The 18,673-nt window shown below is 73.4% G+C and carries 16 protein-coding genes and 1 riboswitch; of the genes, 13 read left to right on the plus strand and 3 right to left on the minus strand.

All coding sequences use genetic code 11. From position 1 onward, the window contains the following. Together ACFYPG_RS20425 and ACFYPG_RS20430 are read left to right on the plus strand one after the other, a co-directional pair. On the plus strand, window positions 1–1,911 hold the full coding sequence (locus ACFYPG_RS20425; protein WP_387353378.1) for a primosomal protein N': 1,911 nt from the start codon (window positions 1–3) through the stop codon (window positions 1,909–1,911). 257 nt (window positions 1,912–2,168) lie between these two features. Beyond that, on the plus strand, window positions 2,169–3,152 hold the full coding sequence (locus ACFYPG_RS20430; RefSeq protein ID WP_355009189.1) for an AAA family ATPase: 984 nt from the start codon (window positions 2,169–2,171) through the stop codon (window positions 3,150–3,152). A 73-nt stretch (window positions 3,153–3,225) separates the two neighbouring features. On the opposite strand, the gene ACFYPG_RS20435 is transcribed toward ACFYPG_RS20430, so the two are convergent. Beyond that, entirely contained in the window at window positions 3,226–4,506 is a 1,281-nt protein-coding gene (locus ACFYPG_RS20435) for a hypothetical protein (protein WP_387353379.1), read from the minus strand. A 239-nt stretch (window positions 4,507–4,745) separates the two neighbouring features. Here ACFYPG_RS20435 and ACFYPG_RS20440 point away from each other — a divergent pair, with 239 nt between their 5' ends. The 4 genes from ACFYPG_RS20440 to ACFYPG_RS20455 all read left to right on the plus strand — a co-directional run bounded on the left by ACFYPG_RS20440 (window position 4,746) and on the right by ACFYPG_RS20455 (window position 10,236). Continuing rightward, entirely contained in the window at window positions 4,746–7,229 is a 2,484-nt protein-coding gene (locus tag ACFYPG_RS20440; RefSeq protein ID WP_387353381.1) for an ATP-binding protein, read from the plus strand. Between the two features lie 84 nt (window positions 7,230–7,313). After that, complete coding sequence (def, locus tag ACFYPG_RS20445) at window positions 7,314–7,871, plus strand: peptide deformylase (protein ID WP_355009186.1); 558 nt, start codon at window positions 7,314–7,316, stop codon at window positions 7,869–7,871. A 5-nt stretch (window positions 7,872–7,876) separates the two neighbouring features. After that, on the plus strand, window positions 7,877–8,803 hold the full coding sequence (gene fmt / locus ACFYPG_RS20450; protein WP_355009185.1) for a methionyl-tRNA formyltransferase: 927 nt from the start codon (window positions 7,877–7,879) through the stop codon (window positions 8,801–8,803). Beyond that, complete coding sequence (locus ACFYPG_RS20455; protein WP_387353464.1) at window positions 8,758–10,236, plus strand: RsmB/NOP family class I SAM-dependent RNA methyltransferase; 1,479 nt, start codon at window positions 8,758–8,760, stop codon at window positions 10,234–10,236. The genes fmt and ACFYPG_RS20455 overlap by 46 nt, the downstream gene beginning before the upstream one ends. A gap of 96 nt (window positions 10,237–10,332) precedes the next feature. On the opposite strand, the gene ACFYPG_RS20460 is transcribed toward ACFYPG_RS20455, so the two are convergent. Both ACFYPG_RS20460 and ACFYPG_RS20465 read right to left on the minus strand, forming a co-directional pair. Then, entirely contained in the window at window positions 10,333–11,223 is an 891-nt protein-coding gene (locus tag ACFYPG_RS20460; RefSeq protein ID WP_355009183.1) for a septum formation family protein, read from the minus strand. Between the two features lie 82 nt (window positions 11,224–11,305). Then, window positions 11,306–12,196, minus strand: coding sequence for a septum formation family protein (locus ACFYPG_RS20465; protein ID WP_355009182.1), 891 nt, complete (start codon window positions 12,194–12,196; stop codon window positions 11,306–11,308). A 254-nt stretch (window positions 12,197–12,450) separates the two neighbouring features. On the opposite strand from ACFYPG_RS20465, the gene rpe reads away from it, so the two are divergent. From rpe to ribH, 7 genes are all read left to right on the plus strand, one after another. Further along, a complete protein-coding gene (rpe, locus tag ACFYPG_RS20470; protein WP_238671589.1) occupies window positions 12,451–13,131 on the plus strand; it encodes a ribulose-phosphate 3-epimerase in 681 nt (226 codons plus the stop codon). 1 nt (window position 13,132) lies between these two features. Further along, the gene (locus ACFYPG_RS20475; protein WP_238686775.1) at window positions 13,133–14,089 is read left to right on the plus strand and encodes a response regulator; all 957 of its coding nucleotides are present in this window, start codon (window positions 13,133–13,135) and stop codon (window positions 14,087–14,089) included. A 78-nt stretch (window positions 14,090–14,167) separates the two neighbouring features. Continuing rightward, window positions 14,168–14,338, plus strand: a riboswitch (FMN riboswitch). Window positions 14,339–14,503: 165 nt separating this feature from the next. Continuing rightward, window positions 14,504–15,565 (plus strand): bifunctional diaminohydroxyphosphoribosylaminopyrimidine deaminase/5-amino-6-(5-phosphoribosylamino)uracil reductase RibD, encoded by a 1,062-nt coding sequence (ribD, locus tag ACFYPG_RS20480; protein ID WP_355009181.1) that lies wholly within the window; start codon window positions 14,504–14,506, stop codon window positions 15,563–15,565. A gap of 1 nt (window position 15,566) precedes the next feature. Beyond that, a complete protein-coding gene (locus ACFYPG_RS20485; protein ID WP_355009180.1) occupies window positions 15,567–16,211 on the plus strand; it encodes a riboflavin synthase in 645 nt (214 codons plus the stop codon). Continuing rightward, window positions 16,211–16,894 carry a nicotinamide riboside transporter PnuC gene (gene pnuC, locus ACFYPG_RS20490; protein ID WP_387353385.1) on the plus strand — a complete coding sequence of 228 codons (684 nt, stop codon included), beginning with the start codon at window positions 16,211–16,213 and terminating at the stop codon, window positions 16,892–16,894. Before ACFYPG_RS20485 ends, pnuC begins: the two co-directional genes overlap by 1 nt. Beyond that, complete coding sequence (locus ACFYPG_RS20495) at window positions 16,891–18,156, plus strand: bifunctional 3,4-dihydroxy-2-butanone-4-phosphate synthase/GTP cyclohydrolase II (RefSeq protein WP_355009178.1); 1,266 nt, start codon at window positions 16,891–16,893, stop codon at window positions 18,154–18,156. The genes pnuC and ACFYPG_RS20495 overlap by 4 nt, the downstream gene beginning before the upstream one ends. A gap of 2 nt (window positions 18,157–18,158) precedes the next feature. Continuing rightward, window positions 18,159–18,659 (plus strand): 6,7-dimethyl-8-ribityllumazine synthase, encoded by a 501-nt coding sequence (gene ribH, locus ACFYPG_RS20500; protein WP_030335701.1) that lies wholly within the window; start codon window positions 18,159–18,161, stop codon window positions 18,657–18,659. Window positions 18,660–18,673 lie beyond the last annotated feature (14 nt).

Raw genomic sequence — 18,673 nt, forward strand, 5'->3', positions numbered from 1 at the left:
GTGGATGTCGGACTGGCGCACCTGGACCGGCCGTTCGACTACCTGGTGCCGGCGGAGCTGGACGAGGTGGCGGTGCCCGGTACCCGGGTGAAGGTGCGCTTCGCGGGGCAACTCGTCGACGGGTGGCTGCTGTCGCGTGCCGACGATTCCGGGCACACCGGCCGACTCGCGTACCTGGAGAAGGTGGTGTCCCCGGAGCCGGTGCTGGCCCCGGAGGTCGCCCGGCTGGCCCGGGCGGTCGCCGACCGGTACGCGGGCAGCCTCGCCGACGTGCTCCGGCTCGCCGTGCCGCCCCGGCACGCGCGGGTGGAGAAGGAGCCCCACGACGAGCCGCCCACCCCGGCCGCCCCCATCGGGGCGGTCGATCCGCGCGGGTGGCGCGACTACCCGACCGGTCCGGCTCTGCTGCGGGCGCTCGCCGACGGCCGGGCGCCCCGCGCGGTCTGGTCGGCGCTGCCCGGTGAGGACTGGGCGGCGCGGTACGCCGACGCGGTGGCGGCCACCGTCGCCGGTGGGCGCGGCGCCGTGGTCGTGGTGCCCGACGCGCGTGACCTCGACCGTCTCGACGCGGCGCTCACCGGCGTCCTCGGCCCGGGGCGGCACGTCAGCCTCTCCGCCGCGCTCGGCCCGGCCCGGCGGTACCGGGCGTTCCTCGCCGCTCGCCGTGGCCAGGTGCCGGTGGTGATCGGCACCCGGGCGGCGATGTTCGCCCCGGTGGCCCGGCTCGGCCTCGTCGCCGTCTGGGACGACGGTGACGACCTGCACTCCGAGCCCCGGGCGCCCTACCCGCACGCCCGTGACGTGCTGCTCACCCGCGCCCACCTCGCCGAGGCCGGCGCGCTGGTCGGCGGGTACGCCCGGACGGCCGAGGCGCAGTTGCTGGTGGAGACCGGTTGGGCCCCGGAGGTGGTCGCCGACCGGGCCACCGTGCGGGCGCGGATTCCGGCCATCGCGCCGACCGGGGACGACCCGCAGCTGGCCCGCGACCCCGGGGCCGCCACCGCCCGGCTGCCCAGCCTGGCCTGGACGGCTGCCCGCGACGCGCTCCGCCAGGACCTGCCGGTGCTGGTGCAGGTGCCCCGCCGCGGCTACGTCCCGTCGATCTCCTGCGCCGAGTGCCGCACCCCGGCCCGCTGCGCGCACTGCGCCGGCCCGCTCGCGCTGCCCTCGGCCAGTGGTACCCCGGCCTGCCGGTGGTGCGCCCGGGTGGCGGCCGCGTACGCCTGCCCGGAGTGCGGTGGGCGGCGGCTGCGGGCCGCGGTGACCGGCGCCCGGCGGACCGCCGAGGAGCTCGGCCGGGCGTTCCCCGACGTGCCGGTGCGCACCTCGGGGCGCGAGGAGGTGCTGACCGACGTGGCAGGCGGCGCGGCCCTGGTGGTGGCCACCCCGGGCGCCGAGCCGGTCGCCGAGGGCGGCTACGGCGCGGTGCTGCTGCTCGACTCGTGGGCCCTGCTGACCCGGGCCGACCTGCGCGCCGGCGAGGAGTCGCTGCGCCGCTGGTTGGCGGCGGCGGCGCTGGCCCGCCCGGCACCGGCCGGTCGGGTGGTGGTGGTCGCCGACGGCGCGCTCGCCCCGGTGCAGGCGCTGCTGCGTTGGGACGCCGGCTGGTTCGCCGGCCGCGAGCTGGCCGAGCGCCGCGAGTTGGGCTTCCCGCCGGCCGTGCGGATGGCGAGCGTCACCGGGGTGGCCGAGGCGGTCGCGGACCTGCTGGCGGCGGCTCGGCTGCCGGACGACGCCGAGGTGCTCGGGCCGGTGCCGGCCGAGGAGGGCCGGGAACGGATGTTGGTCCGGGTGCCCCGGGCCCGCGCCGCTGCGCTCGCCGAGGCGTTGCACTCGGCCGCCGGCGTCCGGGCCGCTCGCAAGGCCGCCGATCCGGTTCGTCTCCAGGTCGATCCGCTGAGCCTGTTCTGAGGTGTTTCGGCCGGTGCTGACGGTCGCGGACCTCACCCGCTGCCGGGGGCCCTCGCACACCGCGTCCGGCAAAGCGGTGGCGCCCGAGTGGTAGCATCGCCCGTCATGCCAAGGCGTACGACGGGCTCCAGGTCTCGAGGGGGCGTCAGCCACGCCGAGCTGGGGCCGTCGCGGGATGGCGCGACGATGGCGGGAACGCGTCGGTCGGGCGCGAGGTCGATGATGTCAATGAGCCGGTGATCAGGGGTGGACCAGTCGTGACCGTTGGACAATCGATCGTCTTCAACGGCGACCTCGGCAGCGGCAAGAGCACCGTGTCGGTCGAGATCGCGAAGCGGCTCGGCATGCGCCGGGTCAGCGTGGGGGACCTCTACCGGGAGATGGCGCAGCAGCGGCAGATGACCGCGCTGCAGCTCAACCTGCACGCCGAGCTGGATCAGGCCGTCGACGGCTACGTGGACCAGCTCCAGCGCGACATTGCCGCCTCCGGTGAGCCCCTCATCATGGACTCCCGGCTGGCGTGGCACTTCTTCACCGACGCGCTCAAGGTGCACATGATCACCGAGCCGGGCGAGGCGGCCCGCCGGGTGCTCGCCCGCCCCTCCGGGCCGGCCGAGAGCTACGCCTCGCTGGAGGAGGCCAAGGCCAAGCTCCGGGAGCGCAGCGCCAGCGAGCGCAGTCGGTTCATCATCCGTTACGGGGTGGACAAGGCCCGGCTGCGTAACTATGACCTGATCTGTGACACCACCCGGGCGTCCGCCGCCGAGGTGATCGAGCACATCGTGGCCGCGTACGAGGGCACGCTCGGCGCCGAGGTGCTGCGCGACGGGCCGCCGCTGCTGCTGCTCGACCCGGCCCGGGTCTACCCGACCGAGGACATCGCCACCCTGCGTGGTCTGTGGGACACCGACTTCGTCGGTGGGGTGGCCGAGGCCGGCGACGAGGCCCTCGAACCGCTGAAGATCGGGTTCACCGGCGAGTACTTCTTCGTCGTCGACGGCCATCGCCGCCTCAGCGCCGCTCTGCAGAACGGGTTCTCCCTGGTCCCCGCCCAGCTGGTCGCCGAGGTCGACGAGCCGGTGGTGGGCGGGATGACGGCGATCGACTACTTCGCCGCCCAGGTGCGCCCCGGCCTGATCTACGACTGGGAGGCGGCTCACAAGATCCAACTGCCGCTGCCCGAGCCGGCGCTGCTCCGCGGCGACGCGGTGCTCGCGGGGGACCCGGCCGCCGGCGTCTGAGCGAGGCCGGGCCGACGCGCGGGGTACGCGCGCCGGCCCGGCCACCGAGTCGTACGGCGGTCGCCGAGACGGCTCAGCCGAGGATGACGCCCGAGGCGCCGACACCGGCCATGCCGGAGAAGATGTCCTCGTAGTAGAACCGCCAGGCGCAGACCCGGCCGGTCTTCATGTAGCCGGTGCAGGCCGTCGACGTGAAGGTGTCGTCGATGGCGGTGTTGGTGCCGGTGGCCCAGACCTGGAGCGTGTTCGCCGCGTTCACGATCTCCACCGGGCCACCGCTGTCGCCCTGGCCGACGGCGTTGCTGTGGAGGGTGTTCTCGGCCTGGACCTGCCCGCAGACCTGGCCGAAGTCGCGCACGTTGATGCAGAGGTTGCGGGCCTTCACCTGGATCGAGCAGCGGGTGCCGGAGTACGCGCCGGAGGTGCACACCCAGTTGCCGACCTGGCTGGCCGACGCGCCGATCACCTGGTTGCTGAATTCGCTGACCACGTCGCCGTTCGCGGCGGTGCTGTTGTTGAAGACCCGGCCGCCTGCGGCGCCGGAGAGCAGCAGGGTGTCGGTGCCGGCGTTGCGGGTGCCGACGATGCCCATCGACTGCCCGGTCGGGTCGGTCGCGGCGTTGTTGATGTTGCCGCAGTGCGCGGCGGAAAGGATCCGCGCGGACCCGCCCTGGAAGACCCCGAAGCCGGTCGAGCAGCCGCCGCCGGTGTTGGCGTTGCGCCAGGCGGCACCACCCCACCACGGCGCCGTGTCGTCCCATCGGGTCGCCGGCGCGGCGGCGACCTTGGTCTGCACGGTCACCGGCACGCCGGCCATGGCCGTGGCGCCGAGCAGCCCGTCCTGCGTGCCGACGAGCAGGCCGGCGCCGTCGGCGCGCGGCCCCACCGTGGTGATCTTGTCCCCGGCGGCGGCCCGCAGCCGGTCGGCCGCGACCATGAGTTCCCGCTGCGAGTACGCGGCGGGGAGCACCTTGGTGGCGACGGTGGCCCGGGCGTTGGCCACCAGGTTGGCCGGCGGCTCACCCTTCCAGTAGACCTGGAGGTGGCGGGTGGTGGGGTCGGCGACGATGCCGGCGAAGCCGGAGTTGGCGCTGCGCTGCGCCGCGTTCGTGATCTGGGCGGCGGCGTTGTTCATCCGCTGCTGCACCCGGAGCAGCTCCGACCAGGAGGCGAAGCCGCCGGGCACCGGTGTGCTGTCGACGAACGATCCGGTGGCGGGGGCCTTGCCCGCGGGTGCGGCGGTGGCCGGTGTGGCGGTCAGGCCGGCGGCCAGCAGCGTGAGGCTGATCGCGGTGACGGCGACGCGACGCAGCATCGCCACGGGGCGCCGGGTGGTCGGGTGTGGACGGATCATCTGGTACCTCTTCCCCCAGGGGTCGTGGAGCGGGCCGTGCCCGCACCAGGACGGTGGCAGGGGCGTCGACGCCATGGGGCGGATCCTGGACGGGACTGGACACCGCTGGACACTGTTGGACGGGGCGACTGTCCGTAGTGGAACTGTCATACATTGGCAGCCGTCTATCGATCGGCGTGGGGCCGGAATTACCCTGCCCGTGCGCATCCGGGGGGCCGGATGACCGGGGTGGGGGTCGCATGTCTGAGCAGTGGATACCGTCCGGCACTCATCAGACGTCACACGGGTCAGTCGAGCTGGTCCGGGTCTGCACCGAGACACAGACACTGCCCGAGCTGGCCGGGTTGCTGCGCCAGCTGCGCCGCCGCGAGGCCCGGCAACAGGGCGAGACCCTGCTGACGTACCGACAGTTGGCCGCGAAGACCGGCTGGTCACGCGGGATCATCGGGGAGTATTTCGCCGGCAACATCCTGCCGCCACCGGAGCGGTTCGACGTCCTCATCCGACTGCTCGGGGCCAGCCCCGCCGAACAGGGGGTGCTGGCCACCGCGCGGGACCGGGTCGAAGAGCGACGCCGACGCCCGAACCGGGAGCACGCGACCAGCGGGCGGGCGGTCGCGCGGGCGGGGGTCGGCGGCCCGCGCGCCGGCACCACGTCCCCCCGGTTCCCGATACCCCGTCAGCTGCCCCCGGCGCTGCCCGGGTTCGTCGGGCGGGCGACCCAACTCGCCCAGCTCGAGGCCGAATGCGCTCGCGCCGTGGCACCCGGGAACGACGGTATGGCGTCGATCCCCGTCATGACCTTGTCCGGTACGGCCGGGGTCGGCAAGACGACCCTCGCTGTCACCTTCGCGCACCGGGTCGCCGACCGCTTCCCGGACGGCCAGCTCTACGTCGACCTGCGCGGGTTCGACGCCACCGGAACGGTGGTGACGGCCGTCGAGGCGGTCCGAGGTTTCCTGGAGGCCCTCGAGGTGCCGCCCGAACGCATCCCCACCCACCTGCCCGCGCAGGTTGGCCTCTACCGCAGCCTGCTCGCCGGCCGCCGGATGCTGGTGCTGCTGGACAACGCCCGCGACGCCGACCAGATCCGACCCCTGCTGGTCGGCAGCCCGAACTGCCTGGTCCTGGTGACCAGCCGCAACCGGCTCGCCGGGCTGATCGCGGCCGAGGGCGCCCGGCCGATCGGCGTCGACCTGCTCAGCACCGCCGAGGCCTGGCAACTGTTGGCCCGGAGGCTCGGCACGGACCGGTTGTCGGCCGAGCCGCAGGCGGTGGACGAGATCATCGAGCGGTGTGCGCGGCTGCCGCTGGCGCTGGCCGTGCTCGCCGCGAGAGGTGCGGAGAAGCCGACGTTCCCGCTGGCCGCCCTCGCCGCCGAACTGCGGGCGGCGCCCCGGCCACTCGACTCGTTCGACGGAGGAGACGCCGGCACCGACGTGCAGGCCGTCTTCTCCTGGTCGTACCGGGGCCTGACCCCGGCGGCGGCCCGCCTGTTCCGGCTCTTCGGCTGCCATCCCGGACCGGACATCGGGTTCGCCGCGGCGGCCAGTCTGGCCGGGCTGCCCCGGGCCCAGGTGCCCCGACTGCTGGCCGAACTGGCCCACGCGCACCTCGTCACCGAGCACGCCCCCGGTCGGTTCGGCGCGCACGACCTGCTCCGGGCGTACGCGGCCGAGCAGGTCGAACGTCTCGAACCGGAGCCGGCCCGGCGGGCCGCGATCCGGCGTGGGCTGGACCACTACCTGCACACCGCCCACGCGGCGGCACTGCTGCTGCAACCGGGTCGGGACCCGGTCACCCTCACCGCCGCCGCGCCGGGTGTGCTGCCCGAGGAGATCACCGACCTCGGTCAGGCGCTCGCCTGGTTCAGCGTCGAGTATCCGGTGCTGCTCGCGGCCGTCGCCCACGCGAGGCGGGCCGGGTTCGACGGTCACGCGTGGCAGCTGGCCTGGACACTGGTGGACTTCCTGCAACGCCGGGGGCGGTGGCCGGACCTGGCCGTGGCCCAGCGCAACGCCCTGGCCGGGGCGCAGCGGGCCGGCGACCGACCCGGGCAGGCGAACGCCCACCGCGACCTCGCCAGGGTGCTGTCCCGGCTGGGCCGGGTGAACGAGGCGGCGAGGAACTACCGGCAGGCCCTGGCGATCTTCGCGGAGCTGACCGACCACACCGGCCAGGCGCGCACCCACCGGGCGTTCGGCGCGATGCTCGACGGGCTCGGCCGGCACGCCGAGTCCCTGGAACAGAGCGAGCGGGCCCTGGCGCTGTACCGGGCCGCCGGGCACGTCGCCGGGGAGGCCAGCGCCCGCAACGCGGTCGGGTGGGCGTACGCCCAGCTCGGCCGGTACGAGCCGGCGCTCGGGCACTGCCGGGAGGCGTTGGCGCTGCTGCGGACGACAGGGGACCGGCACGGCGAGGCGAACACCTGGGACAGCCTCGGCTTCATCCACGCCCGACTGGCTGACCACCCGGTGGCGATCCGCTGTTTCCAACGGGCCCTCGGGCTCTACCGGCGGGTCAGCGACCGCTACGACGAGGCGGACACCCTGTCCCGGCTCGGCGAGAGCCGGCAGGCGGTGGGGGACGCTGCCGGCGCCGCGCGTACCTGGCGGCGGGCCCTGGTCATCCTCGACGATCTCGGCCACCCGGACGCCGAGCGGGTGCGGGAGCTGTTGGCCGGGCAGTCCGCCGGTGACGCTGGGCACACCGGCGGTGGTTGAGCGAGGTGCGCCGCCCGGCGTCCGGCCGGGCACTCCGTAGACTGGTACGGCACCCTCGTCCATTCGAAGAAGGAGCCGTCCCGCGTGACCGTTCAGCCCATCCGTCTGTTTGGGGATCCGGTGCTGCGCACGCCGGCCGATCCGGTGGTCAATTTCGACGCCGAGCTACGTCGGCTCGTCGCCGACCTCACCGACACGATGCGTGAGCAGAACGGCGCCGGCCTGGCCGCGCCGCAGCTCGGTGTGAGCCTGCGGGTGTTCACCTTCGACGTCGACGACGTCCTCGGGCACCTGATCAACCCGGTGCTGGAGTTCCCCGACGAGGAGGAGCAGGACGGCCCGGAGGGCTGCCTGTCCATCCCCGGGCTCTACTTCGACACCAAGCGTCGGCAGAACGTCATCGCCAAGGGCTTCAGCTCGTTCGGCGACCCGATGCAGATCGTCGGCACCGGCCTGATGGCGCGCTGCGTGCAGCACGAGACCGACCACCTCGACGGGGTGCTCTTTCTGGACCGACTGGACCCGGAGGGGCGCAAGGAAGCCATGAAGGCGATCCGCCAGGCCGAGTGGTACGACGGGGCAGCCCCGCCCACGGTCAAGCTCAGCCCGCACATCAGCGACCCGTTCGGTCTGGGGCGCTGACCCGGATGCGCGTGATCTTCGCCGGTACGCCGGCCGTCGCCGTTCCCGCCCTGGCCGCCGTCGCCGCCTCCCGACACGAGCTGGTGGCCGTTGTGACCCGGCCCGACGCGCCCGCCGGGCGTGGACGGGGCCTGTCCCGCTCCCCGGTCGGCGCGTGGGCCGACGAGCACGGCGTCGAGGTGCTCACCCCGGCCCGTCCCCGCGACCCGGAGTTCCTCGACCGGCTTCGCGAGCTGGAGCCGGCCTGCGTGCCGGTGGTCGCCTACGGCGCGCTGGTGCCGCCGGCGGCCCTGGAGATCCCCCGGCACGGCTGGATCAATTTGCACTTCTCCCTGCTGCCCGCCTGGCGTGGCGCCGCGCCCGTGCAGCACGCCGTGCTACACGGTGACGAGCTGACCGGGGCCAGCGTCTTCCAGCTGGAGGAGGGCCTGGACACCGGCCCGGTCTACGGCACGCTGACCGACGAGATCCGCGCCACCGACACCTCCGGCGACCTGCTGGGAAGGCTCGCCGACTCCGGCGCCGGGCTGCTGGTGGCGGTGCTCGACGCGATCGACGAGGGCACCGCCCGCGCCGAGCCGCAGCCGGCCGACGGGGTGTCGCTGGCGCCGAAGCTGACAGTGGAGGACGCGCGGGTGCGCTGGAGCGACCCGGCCTTCGCCGTGGACCGGCGGATCCGGGCCTGCACACCCGCGCCGGGCGGCTGGACGACGTTCCGCGACGAGCGGGTGAAGCTCGGCCCGGTCGTCCCGGTGCCCGACGGCCCCGAGCTCAAGCCGGGGGAGTTGCTGGTGGAGAAGTCCCGGGTGCTGGCCGGCACGGCGACAGTGCCGGTACGTCTCGGCGAGGTCCGCGCCGCGGGCAAGCGGGCTATGAACGCGACCGACTGGGCGCGCGGCGTCCGGGTCGGCACTGGAGAGGACTTCGCGTGACGGCACCGGAGGGAACCCGACCGACGCGCTCCGGCCCGTCGACCGGCCGTGGCGGGGACCGCCGCCCGGTCCGGCCACCGATGGACCGACCGCGCCGTGCCGCGTACGAGGCGGTGGCGGCGGTGCACCGGGACGACGCGTTCGCCAACCTGGTGCTGCCCATCATCCTGCGGGAGGAGGGGCTGTTCGGTCGGGACGCGGCCTTCGCCACCGAGCTGACCTACGGCACCCTGCGCCACCTGGGCACGTTGGACGCGATCCTGACCGACGCGGCCGGCCGGGACGTGGCCCGGATCGACCCGCCGGTACGCGACGCGCTGCGGCTCGGGGCGTACCAGCTCCTGCACACCCGGGTGCCGCCGCACGCCGCGGTCTCGTCGACCGTGGACCTGGTCCGTTCGGTAGCACCGGGCGCTACCGGTTTCGCCAACGCGGTGCTGCGGGAGGTGTCCACCCGTGACGCGGACGCCTGGGTGGCGAAGCTCGCACCGCCGATGGAGACCGACCCGGTCGGGCACCTCGCGTTGGCGTACAGCCACCCGCAGTGGATCGTGCGGGCCTTCTCCGAGGCGCTCGGTGGCGATCTGGGTGAGACGGAGCGCCTCCTGATCGAGGACAATGAGCGCCCGCCGGTGCACCTGGCTGCCCGGCCCGGCCTGATCGACCCGGTCGAGCTGGCCGACCAGGTCGGCGGTGCGCCCGGTGCTTTCTCGCCGTACGCCGTCTATCTTGCCGGCGGCTCGCCGGGCGACATCCCGGCGGTGGTCGACGGCCGGGCCCACGTCCAGGACGAGGGCTCCCAGTTGGTGGCCGCCGCGCTCGCCGACGCGCCGCTCGACGGCCCGGACGGACGTTGGCTGGACCTGTGCGCCGGCCCTGGTGGCAAGGCCGGGTTGCTCGGCGCGCTGGCCGCGCAGCGGGGTGCCCGGGTGACGGCTGTGGAGGTGGCCGAGCACCGCGCTCGGCTGGTCTCCCTGGCGACCCGGGATCTGCCGGTGGCCGTGCTGACGATGGACGGCCGTGAGGTCGGTGGCGACCCGAAACTGCCGGAGCAGCACTTCGACCGGGTGCTGGTCGACGCGCCGTGTACCGGACTGGGGTCGCTGCGTCGTCGGCCGGAGTCACGCTGGCGTCGCCAGCCGTCCGATCTGCCGCCGCTGACCCGGCTGCAACGGGAACTGCTCGGCGCGGCGCTGCGGGCGGTCCGCCCGGGTGGCCTGGTCGCCTATGTGACCTGTTCGCCGCACACCGTCGAGACGCACGTGACGGTGACCGAGGCGGCCCGCCGTAGCGGGGTTCCGGTGGACTTCGTGGATGCCCGTCCGCTGCTGCCGGCCGGCATGCCCGGTCTCGGTGACGGGCCGACAGTGCAGCTCTGGCCACACCGCCACGGCACCGACGCGATGTTCCTCGCCGTCCTGCGCCGAGGCTGATCCGTTCGACGCGTCCGGCCGGTCAGCCGACCGGCCGGACGCGTGCGCTCACGCTCTGCGCGACCGGGCTTCCGCAGGCCTAGGTGATCGGGAGGCCTAGGTGACCGGGAGGCCCTTGGTGCCGGCGTTCTTCATCGAGCGGGTCAGGTTCCGGTCGGAGATCCAGAGGAAGCACTGCACGCCCCGGTTCCCGTTGCGCCATTCTTCCTCGTACGGCTGGTAGTAGATCGTGCCGGCGCGGAAGTCGAGCTGGGAGTTGTCCGGGACCTTGGCGTACTTGGCGATCATCGTCTGGCAGGCCCGGTGGGTCCGCTTGGTGCCGCGGGTGAACTCGGCGTAGCTGGTGTCCGGCGCCTGCCACACCCCGACGAACTCGGCGTGGTGCTTGGCCGTGCAGGAAACCGGCACCATCTCGTCGATGTCGTCCTTGACCAGCTTCGGGTTGAAACAGCGGTACGCCAGCGGGGCCGGCCCGGACAGCGCGCCCCGGAGGCTGCCGGTGCGCAGGTCGACAGCGGTGTCGTCGATGCTGGCGATCTCGGTGACGTCGCAGCGGTACCAGCGGGCGCCGCCCGACCAGGCCTGCGGCGACGGCAGGACGACGGTCAGGCCGAGCCGCCCGGAACGCCAGTCGGCCCCCACCGCCTTGTTGACCGCCGTGTCGCACCCGGTCTGCGCGGCCCGCATGCCGGCCGAGCCGGGCTGCGGGGGCGTGCCGGCCTCGGCGCCCGGACCGGTGAGGGTGCCCACGTGCATGGTCTCCACCCGGTGCGCCTCGGTGCACGCCGTCGGGTTGTAGCCGGTCAGGAAGCCGACCTGCTGGGAGCTCTGGTGGCAGACGTCGGCGGAGGGGACGAACTGCTGCGCCGCGACGGGCGCCGGCCAGTCGTCGGTGAGGTCACGGTCGACCCCGGCGGGTGCGCCGCACCCGGCCAGCGCCAGGGCCAGCGCCCCACCCCCGGCGAACGCCGCCAACCACCGTCGCATCCCGACCTCCCGCCGCTGCTGGCCCCCGACCGGACCCAGCCGGTCGATTGCGCCACGGCGCAGCAGCATACGGCACTGATGCTCAGATCGCGGGCAGTCCCTCCGGGCCGACGTCGCGCATCGAGCGGGTGAGTTTGCGGTCGTCGCTCCACAGGAAACAGCGCACCCCACGGTCGCCCTCCTCCCACTCCCGCTGTGACGGCGGGTAGTAGATGGACCCGGCCCGGTACGGCAGCTCGCTGTTGTTGGGTACCGCCGCGTACTCGGCGATCAGCGCCATGCAGCGCCGGTGCGCCTGCTCGGCGGACTTGGCGAACTCCGCCCAGCTGATGTCCCGCTCGTCGTAGACCCCCACGAACTCGGCGCGGTGCGGCTCGGTGCAGAGCACCGGCGCCATGTAGTTGAGGTTGTCGCCGATCAGTTTGGGGTCGAAGCAGCGGTGCGTCAGGGGCGTGTCGCCGATCAACGCGCCGCGCAGGCTGCCGGTGCGGTTGACCGGGCGGGTGTTGTCGATGCTGCCGGTCTCGCTGAGGTCGCAGCGGTACCAGCGGGCGCCGCCGGCCCAGGCGGGCGCGGACGGCAAGGCGAGGGAGAGCGCGAGTCGGGCCGTGTGCCAGTCGCCGCCGAGCACCTCCCGGGCCCGCTGGTCGCATTCGGCGCGAGCCGTGCGCAGCGCCTGCGATCCGGGTTCCGGTCGGGCCTCGGTCAGCGCGTCGGGCCCGACGAAGGTGCCGACGTGGATGGCCTCGGCCAGGTGGTTGCGCGCGCAGTCCACCGTCTCGTACGTGCTGGCCTGCACGACAGTGGTGATCCGTGGCAGGCAGGTGTCGGTGGCGGGGGTGAACGGTTTGGGAACCCGCAGCGTCGGCCAGTCATCGGTGAGATCACCGTCCGCGCCTCGCGCCGGCGCGCAGCCGGCCAGCAGCATCGTCGTGACGCTGGCCAGCGCCAGCGCTGGAAGCCACCGTCGCATCGTCCGCCCTCCCGGGAGCTGGCGGCCGGTCGCCGCGCCCCGCGGCGAGACCCCGGCGGGCGTGCAGCTTACGGCACCGTCCCGGTTGGAGTGTCGTCGCGTTTCCGTCGATCGGCCAGTGGCTGATGTCTGTTCGTCCGGATTCGGGGGCCCGGAGCGTCCAATTCTGCACCAATGGTCACTGCTGGGTCACAGGGCGTCCCCAAAGGTGCCGCGATGCGGGTGGCGGGTGGCCACGTTCGTACACTGGCCCCGTGACCGTACCGCCGCCGATCGTCGCGCCGAGCATCCTGGCCGCCGATTTCGCCCGCCTCGCCGAAGAAGTCCGTGCCGTCGAGGACGCCGCGGACTGGTTGCACGTCGACGTGATGGACAACCATTTCGTGCCGAACCTGACCATTGGGCTGCCCGTGGTGCAGAGCCTGCGGGCTGTCACGGCGATGCCCTTCGACGTGCACCTGATGATCGAGGACCCGCGCCGGTGGGCCCCCGGGTACGCCGACGCCGGGGCGTACAACGTCACCTTCCACGCGGAGGCGTCCGACGACCCGGTGGCGCTCGCCAAGGACCTGCGCTCGGCAGGCGCGAAGGCGGGCCTGGCCATCGACCGGGACACCCCGATCGAGCCCTACCTGGACCTGCTGCCCAGCTTCGACACCCTGCTGATCATGACGATCAAGGCGGGCTTCGGTGGGCAGCGGTTCATTCCGCAGCTCCTGGAGAAGGTGCGGACGGCCCGGCGGCACGCGTCGGCCGGGCACCTGGAGCTGCGCATCGAGGTGGACGGCGGGATCGCCGCCGACACCATCGAGCAGGCGGCGGCGGCCGGCGCCGACGCGTTCGTGGCCGGCACCGCCGTGTACGGGGCCGCCGACCCGGCGGAGGCGGTACGGCACCTGCGGGCACTGGCGGAACGCGCGGCGCCCGGGGCCTGAGGTGGAGCCCGAGGCCGACCGCAAGGACATCATTCTCGTCGTGGACGACGACGAGGACATCGCCCGGTTCGTCGAGTTCAACCTGCGGCTGCACGGCTTCGAGGTGATCCACGCCAGCGACGGCCAGGAGGCCCTGGAGGTCATCGAGCGCCAACGGCCGGACCTGGCGGTGGTCGACCTCATGATGCCCCGGATCGACGGGTTGGAGCTGACCCGCCGGTTGCGCGCCGACCCGATGACGTCCGCCCTTCCGGTGATCATGCTGACCGCCAAGGGGATGACCGTCGACAAGGTGCACGGGCTCAGCGCCGGCGCCGACGACTACCTGGTCAAGCCGTTCGACACCGCCGAGCTGGTGGCCCGGGTCTCGTCCACGCTGCGCCGGAACAAGGAGTTCCGGGAGGTTTCCCCGCTGACCGGGCTGCCCGGCAACAGCCGGATCCGTCGGGAGATCAGCGATCGGGTCCGCAACGGCGTGGACTACGCCGTCGGCTACGTCGACATCGACCGGTTCAAGAGCGTGAACGACAGGTACGGCTTCGTGCGCGGCGACGACTTCATCTCCGCGCTGGCCCGCAGCCTGCACCGGGCGGTGGTGGGCGTCGGGCTGCCACCGGCCTTCCTCGGTCACGTCGGTGGCGACGACTTCGTCATCGTCTGCGCCCCGGACCAGGTGCGCCCACTCACGTCCCGGGCGGTCGTCGACTTCGAGAACGCCGCCGACACGCTCTACGACCAGACCGACCGGGAGCGCGGCTTCGTCGAGTTGAAGGATCGACGCGGCAACATCCGGCGGGCGGCCCTGGTCACGCTCTCCATCGGGGTGTCCCTCTCCGACGCGGGCAAGCGGTTCACCGACCCGCTCGAAGCGATCGCGGTGGCCTCGGAGATGAAGACGGTGGCCAAGAGTCAACCGGGCTCGTACGTGGCGGTGGACCGGCGTCGAGGCGTCACCTGAGCGTGATAACGCTGTGAAGTAGCTCGCCTAGGTGGCGACGGAGACGGATCGGCGTGTAAGACTTCCCGTGTACCCACCACGCGCTGGCGGGACTCGGTGAAATTCCGAACCGGCGGTGATCCACGGTTTGACCGTGGTCAGCCCGCGACCCGGACGGCTCTGCTGTCCGGTGGACCTGGTGAAAATCCGGGGCCGACGGTTGGGGGCGGTTCGTCCGCGCCCAGAAAGTCCGGATGGGAGACAGCGCGCGGGACGGACGGGTCCGAGCCGGCCGCTGGCTTCAGCGTGCCGTGCCGACCCCCCGGGGCGGCTGTGCCGTTCCCGGAATCCGCCACCGCCTGCCCGTGGCCCCATGGCCACCGCCTCCCTGACCGCCAGCGCGCGGACGGCGAGTGAGAGGGCAGGGGCAGCGCGATGGCCAGCGTCTCCGTTGATGAGGCGATGCGGCGTGCGATCGAGTTGGCAGCGCGCGGGCTCGGCACCACCAGCCCCAACCCCGTGGTCGGGTGCGTACTCCTCGACTCCGACGGCGAGGTCGTGGGCGAGGGCTTCCACGCGTACGCCGGGGGACCGCACGCCGAGATCGTCGCTCTGGCGCAGGCCGGGCGGCGGGCCAAGGGCGGCACCGCGATCGTCACTCTGGAACCCTGCGATCACACCGGCCGCACCGGCCCCTGTAGTTCCGCGCTCGTCCAGGCCGGGGTGGGCCGGGTGGTCATCGCCGTACCCGACCCGAACCCGGTCGCTTCCGGGGGTGCCGCCACGTTGCGCGCCGCCGGGGTCCGGGTCGATCTGGGGGTACGCGGCGAGGAGGCCGAGGCCGGCAACGTCGCGTGGTTGACCTCGATGCGCCGAGGCTGGCCGTACGTGATCTGGAAGTACGCCGCCACGCTCGACGGTCGCTCCGCCGCAGCGGACGGCACCAGCATGTGGATCACCTCGGAGGCGGCCCGGATCGACGTGCACGCGCTGCGCGGCACCGTCGACGCGGTCATCGCCGGGGTGGGCACCGTGCTCGCCGACGACCCCCGGTTGACCGCCCGCAACCTGCGCGACGGCAGCCTTGCCATCCGGCAGCCGCTGCGGGTGGTGGTGGACAGCTCGGGGCGTACCCCGGCTGACGCCAAGGTCCGCGACGGCGCCGCACGCACCTGGATCGCGACCGCCGACGAGGTCGGCGCCGACCCGGACGGCCGGGTCGACCTGTCGGCGCTGCTCGCGGCGCTGCACCAGCGCGGGGTCCGCGCGGTGCTCCTGGAGGGCGGCCCCCGGCTGGCTGGCGCGTTCCTGGAGGCCGGCCTGGTCGACAAGATCGTCGGGTACGTCGCGCCGCGGTTGCTCGGCGCCGGCCCGACGGCTCTGGTCGACGCGGGAGTGACCACCATCGCCGAGGCCATCGATCTGGAGTTCGTCGACGTTACGCAGATCGGTCCGGATCTCCGGATCACTGCTTTGCCCCGGAAAAGGGAGGGCTGAGATGTTCACCGGCATTATTGAGGAATTGGGCGAGATCGTCCGGGTCGCGCCGACGGCAGGCGATTCGGCGCTGCTGGGCGTACGCGGCCCGCTGGTCACGTCCGACGCCCGCCACGGCGACTCGATCGCCGTCAACGGTGTCTGCCTGACCGTCGTGGACGTGGCCGACGGTGTCTTCACCGCCGACGTGATGGGGGAGACGCTGCGCCGCTCCGCGCTGGGCGCGCTGCGCCCCGGCGACCCGGTCAACCTGGAGCGGGCCGCCGCGCTCGGTAGCCGGCTCGGTGGGCACCTGGTGCAGGGCCACGTCGACGGTGTCGGTGAACTGATCTCCCGGGAGCCGGCCGAGCAGTGGGAGACGGTCCGGTTCCGGCTGCCCGCCGCCCTGTCCCGGTACGTGGTGGAGAAGGGCTCGATCACCATCGACGGTGTCTCGTTGACAGTCGCCGCCGTCGGCGCGGACGAGTTCGCCGTCGGGCTGATCCCGACCACGCTCAAGCTGACCACGCTCGGCGCCAAAGGCGTCGGCGACCCGGTCAACCTGGAGGTCGACGTGTTGGCCAAGTACGTCGAGCGGCTGCTCGGCGACCGGCTCACCCACGCCGACGCCCGCGGGCTGGCCTCGGACCAGGGCGGGGTGGCCTGATGGGCCCGCTCAGCTGGCTGCTGGACGCCCAGGTGCACGTCGCCGGGTCGCCGGTGCTGGCCAGGGAGATCGTCGGCAACGCGTTCGGGCTGGTCTCGGCGTTGCTCGGGTTGCGCCGGCTGGTCTGGGCGTGGCCGGTCGGCATGGTCGGCAACGCGCTCCTGCTCACCGTCTTCCTCGGCGGGGTGTTCGCCACCCCGCAGGAGCACGACCTGTACGGGCAGGCCGGCCGGCAGGTGTTCTTCTTCGCGGTCAGCGTCTACGGCTGGTGGCGCTGGCAGCGCAACCGTCGCGGCGACTCCGGGCAGGCCGCTGTCGTTCCGCGCTGGGCCAGCGGGCGGGAGCGGCTGATGATGCTGCTGGCCGCCGTGGTCGGCACCGCCGCGGCGTACCCGCTGCTCAAGGCCCTCGGTTCGTGGGGCCCGCTGCCCGACGCCTGGATCCTCACCGGCAGCCTGCTGGCCACGTACGGCATGGCCCGCGGCTGGGTGGAGTTCTGGCTGCTCTGGATCGCTGTGGACGCGGTCGGGGTGCCGCTGCTGCTGCGCGGCGGGTTCTACCCCTCGGCCGTCATGTACCTGATCTACGGCGCCCTCTGCGTCTGGGGCTTCGCCGCCTGGTGGCGCACCTCCCGCGCCACGGCCACCGTTCGTAAGCCCATCTACCGGGAGGCCGTCGCATGACCAGCTTTGGGGATATCGAGCAGGCGATCGCGGACATCGCGGCCGGCAGGCCGGTCGTCGTGGTCGATGACGCGGACCGGGAGAACGAGGGCGACCTGATCTTCGCGGCCGAGTTGGCCACGCCGGAGCTGATGGCGTTCATGGTGCGCTACACCTCCGGCTACGTCTGCGTGGCGCTCACCGAGAGCGAAGCCGACCGGCTCGACCTGCCGCCGATGCACCACACCAACCAGGACCGGCGCGGCACCGCGTACACGGTGACGGTGGACGCCCGCGAGGGCGTCAGCACCGGCATCTCGGCGGCCGACCGCGCGCACACCAGCCGGCTGCTCGCCGACGCGGCGACCGACCCGACCGATCTGGCCCGCCCCGGCCACGTGGTGCCGCTGCGCGCTCGCGAGGGCGGGGTGCTGCGCCGGCCGGGGCACACCGAGGCGGGGATCGACCTGACCCGGCTGGCCGGGCTGCGTCCGGCCGGCGTGCTCTGCGAGCTGGTCAACGACGACGGCACCATGATGCGCCTGCCGGACCTGGAGAAGTTCTCCGCCGAGCACGGCCTCACGCTCGTCACCATCGCCGACCTGATCGCCTACCGCCGGCGTACCGAGAAGCAGGTCGAGCTGGTCGCCGACGCCCGGATGCCGACGAAGCACGGGGTGTTCCGGGCGCTCGGCTACCGCGCCGAGCACGACCCGGCCGAACATGTCGCGATGGTGCTCGGTGACATCGGTGACGGCCAGGACGTGCTGGTCCGGGTGCACTCCGAGTGCCTGACCGGGGACGTGTTCGGCTCGCTGCGCTGCGACTGTGGACCGCAGCTGGACGCCGCACTGGCTCGGGTCGGGCAGGAGGGCCGGGGCGTGGTGCTCTACGTCCGTGGGCACGAGGGGCGCGGCATCGGGTTGCTGCACAAGCTGCAGGCGTACCAGTTGCAGGACTCCGGCCGCGACACCGTCGACGCCAACCTCGACCTGGGCCTGCCGGCCGATGCCCGCGACTACGGCACCGGCGCGCAGATCCTCTACGACCTTGGCGTGCGGTCCATGCGGCTGCTGACCAACAACCCGGCCAAGCGGGCCGGCCTGGAGGGGTACGGGTTGACCATCACCGGCCGCGAGGGGCTGCCGGCCGGCGCGCACCCGGAGAACATGCGCTACCTGCGCACCAAGCGGGACCGGATGGGTCACCTGCTGGACGAGTTGGACGAGGTCTCCGAGGCGCCGCTGGGGCGTCCGGTCGCCAACGACGAGATCGGAGCATGACGATGGCGGGTTTCGGTGAGCCGGGAGTCGAGGCGGTCGACGCCGCGGGGCTGACCGTCGGGGTCGTTGCCGCACGCTGGCACGGCGAGCTGACCGACCACATGCTGGAGCGTGCGGTGGCCGCCGCCGAGGCGTGCGGCGCGCGTTCCGTTGTCGCCCGGGTCGCCGGCTCGGTCGAGCTGCCGGTGGTCGCGCAGGCCCTCGCCCGCCGCTGCGACGTGGTGGTCGCCCTCGGCGTGGTGGTCCGTGGAGCCACCGCCCACTTCGACTACGTCTGCCGTTCGGTCACCGACGGACTGACCCGGGTGGCGCTGGACGAGGGCAAGCCGGTGGCGCACGGCGTGTTGACGGTGGAGACCATCGAGCAGGCCCGCGACCGCGCCGGGCTGCCCGGCTCGGCGGAGGACAAGGGCTGGGCCGCCACGGTGGCGGCGCTCGACGCGGCGCTGGCCGTGCGGACGGTGGCTGCGGGCAACGCCCAACGGGTCGGCTTCGGCGGCTGACGCCTCTGCCGCCT

This window comes from Micromonospora sp. NPDC005553 (genome assembly GCF_042871765.1).
Taxonomy (GTDB): domain Bacteria; phylum Actinomycetota; class Actinomycetes; order Mycobacteriales; family Micromonosporaceae; genus Micromonospora.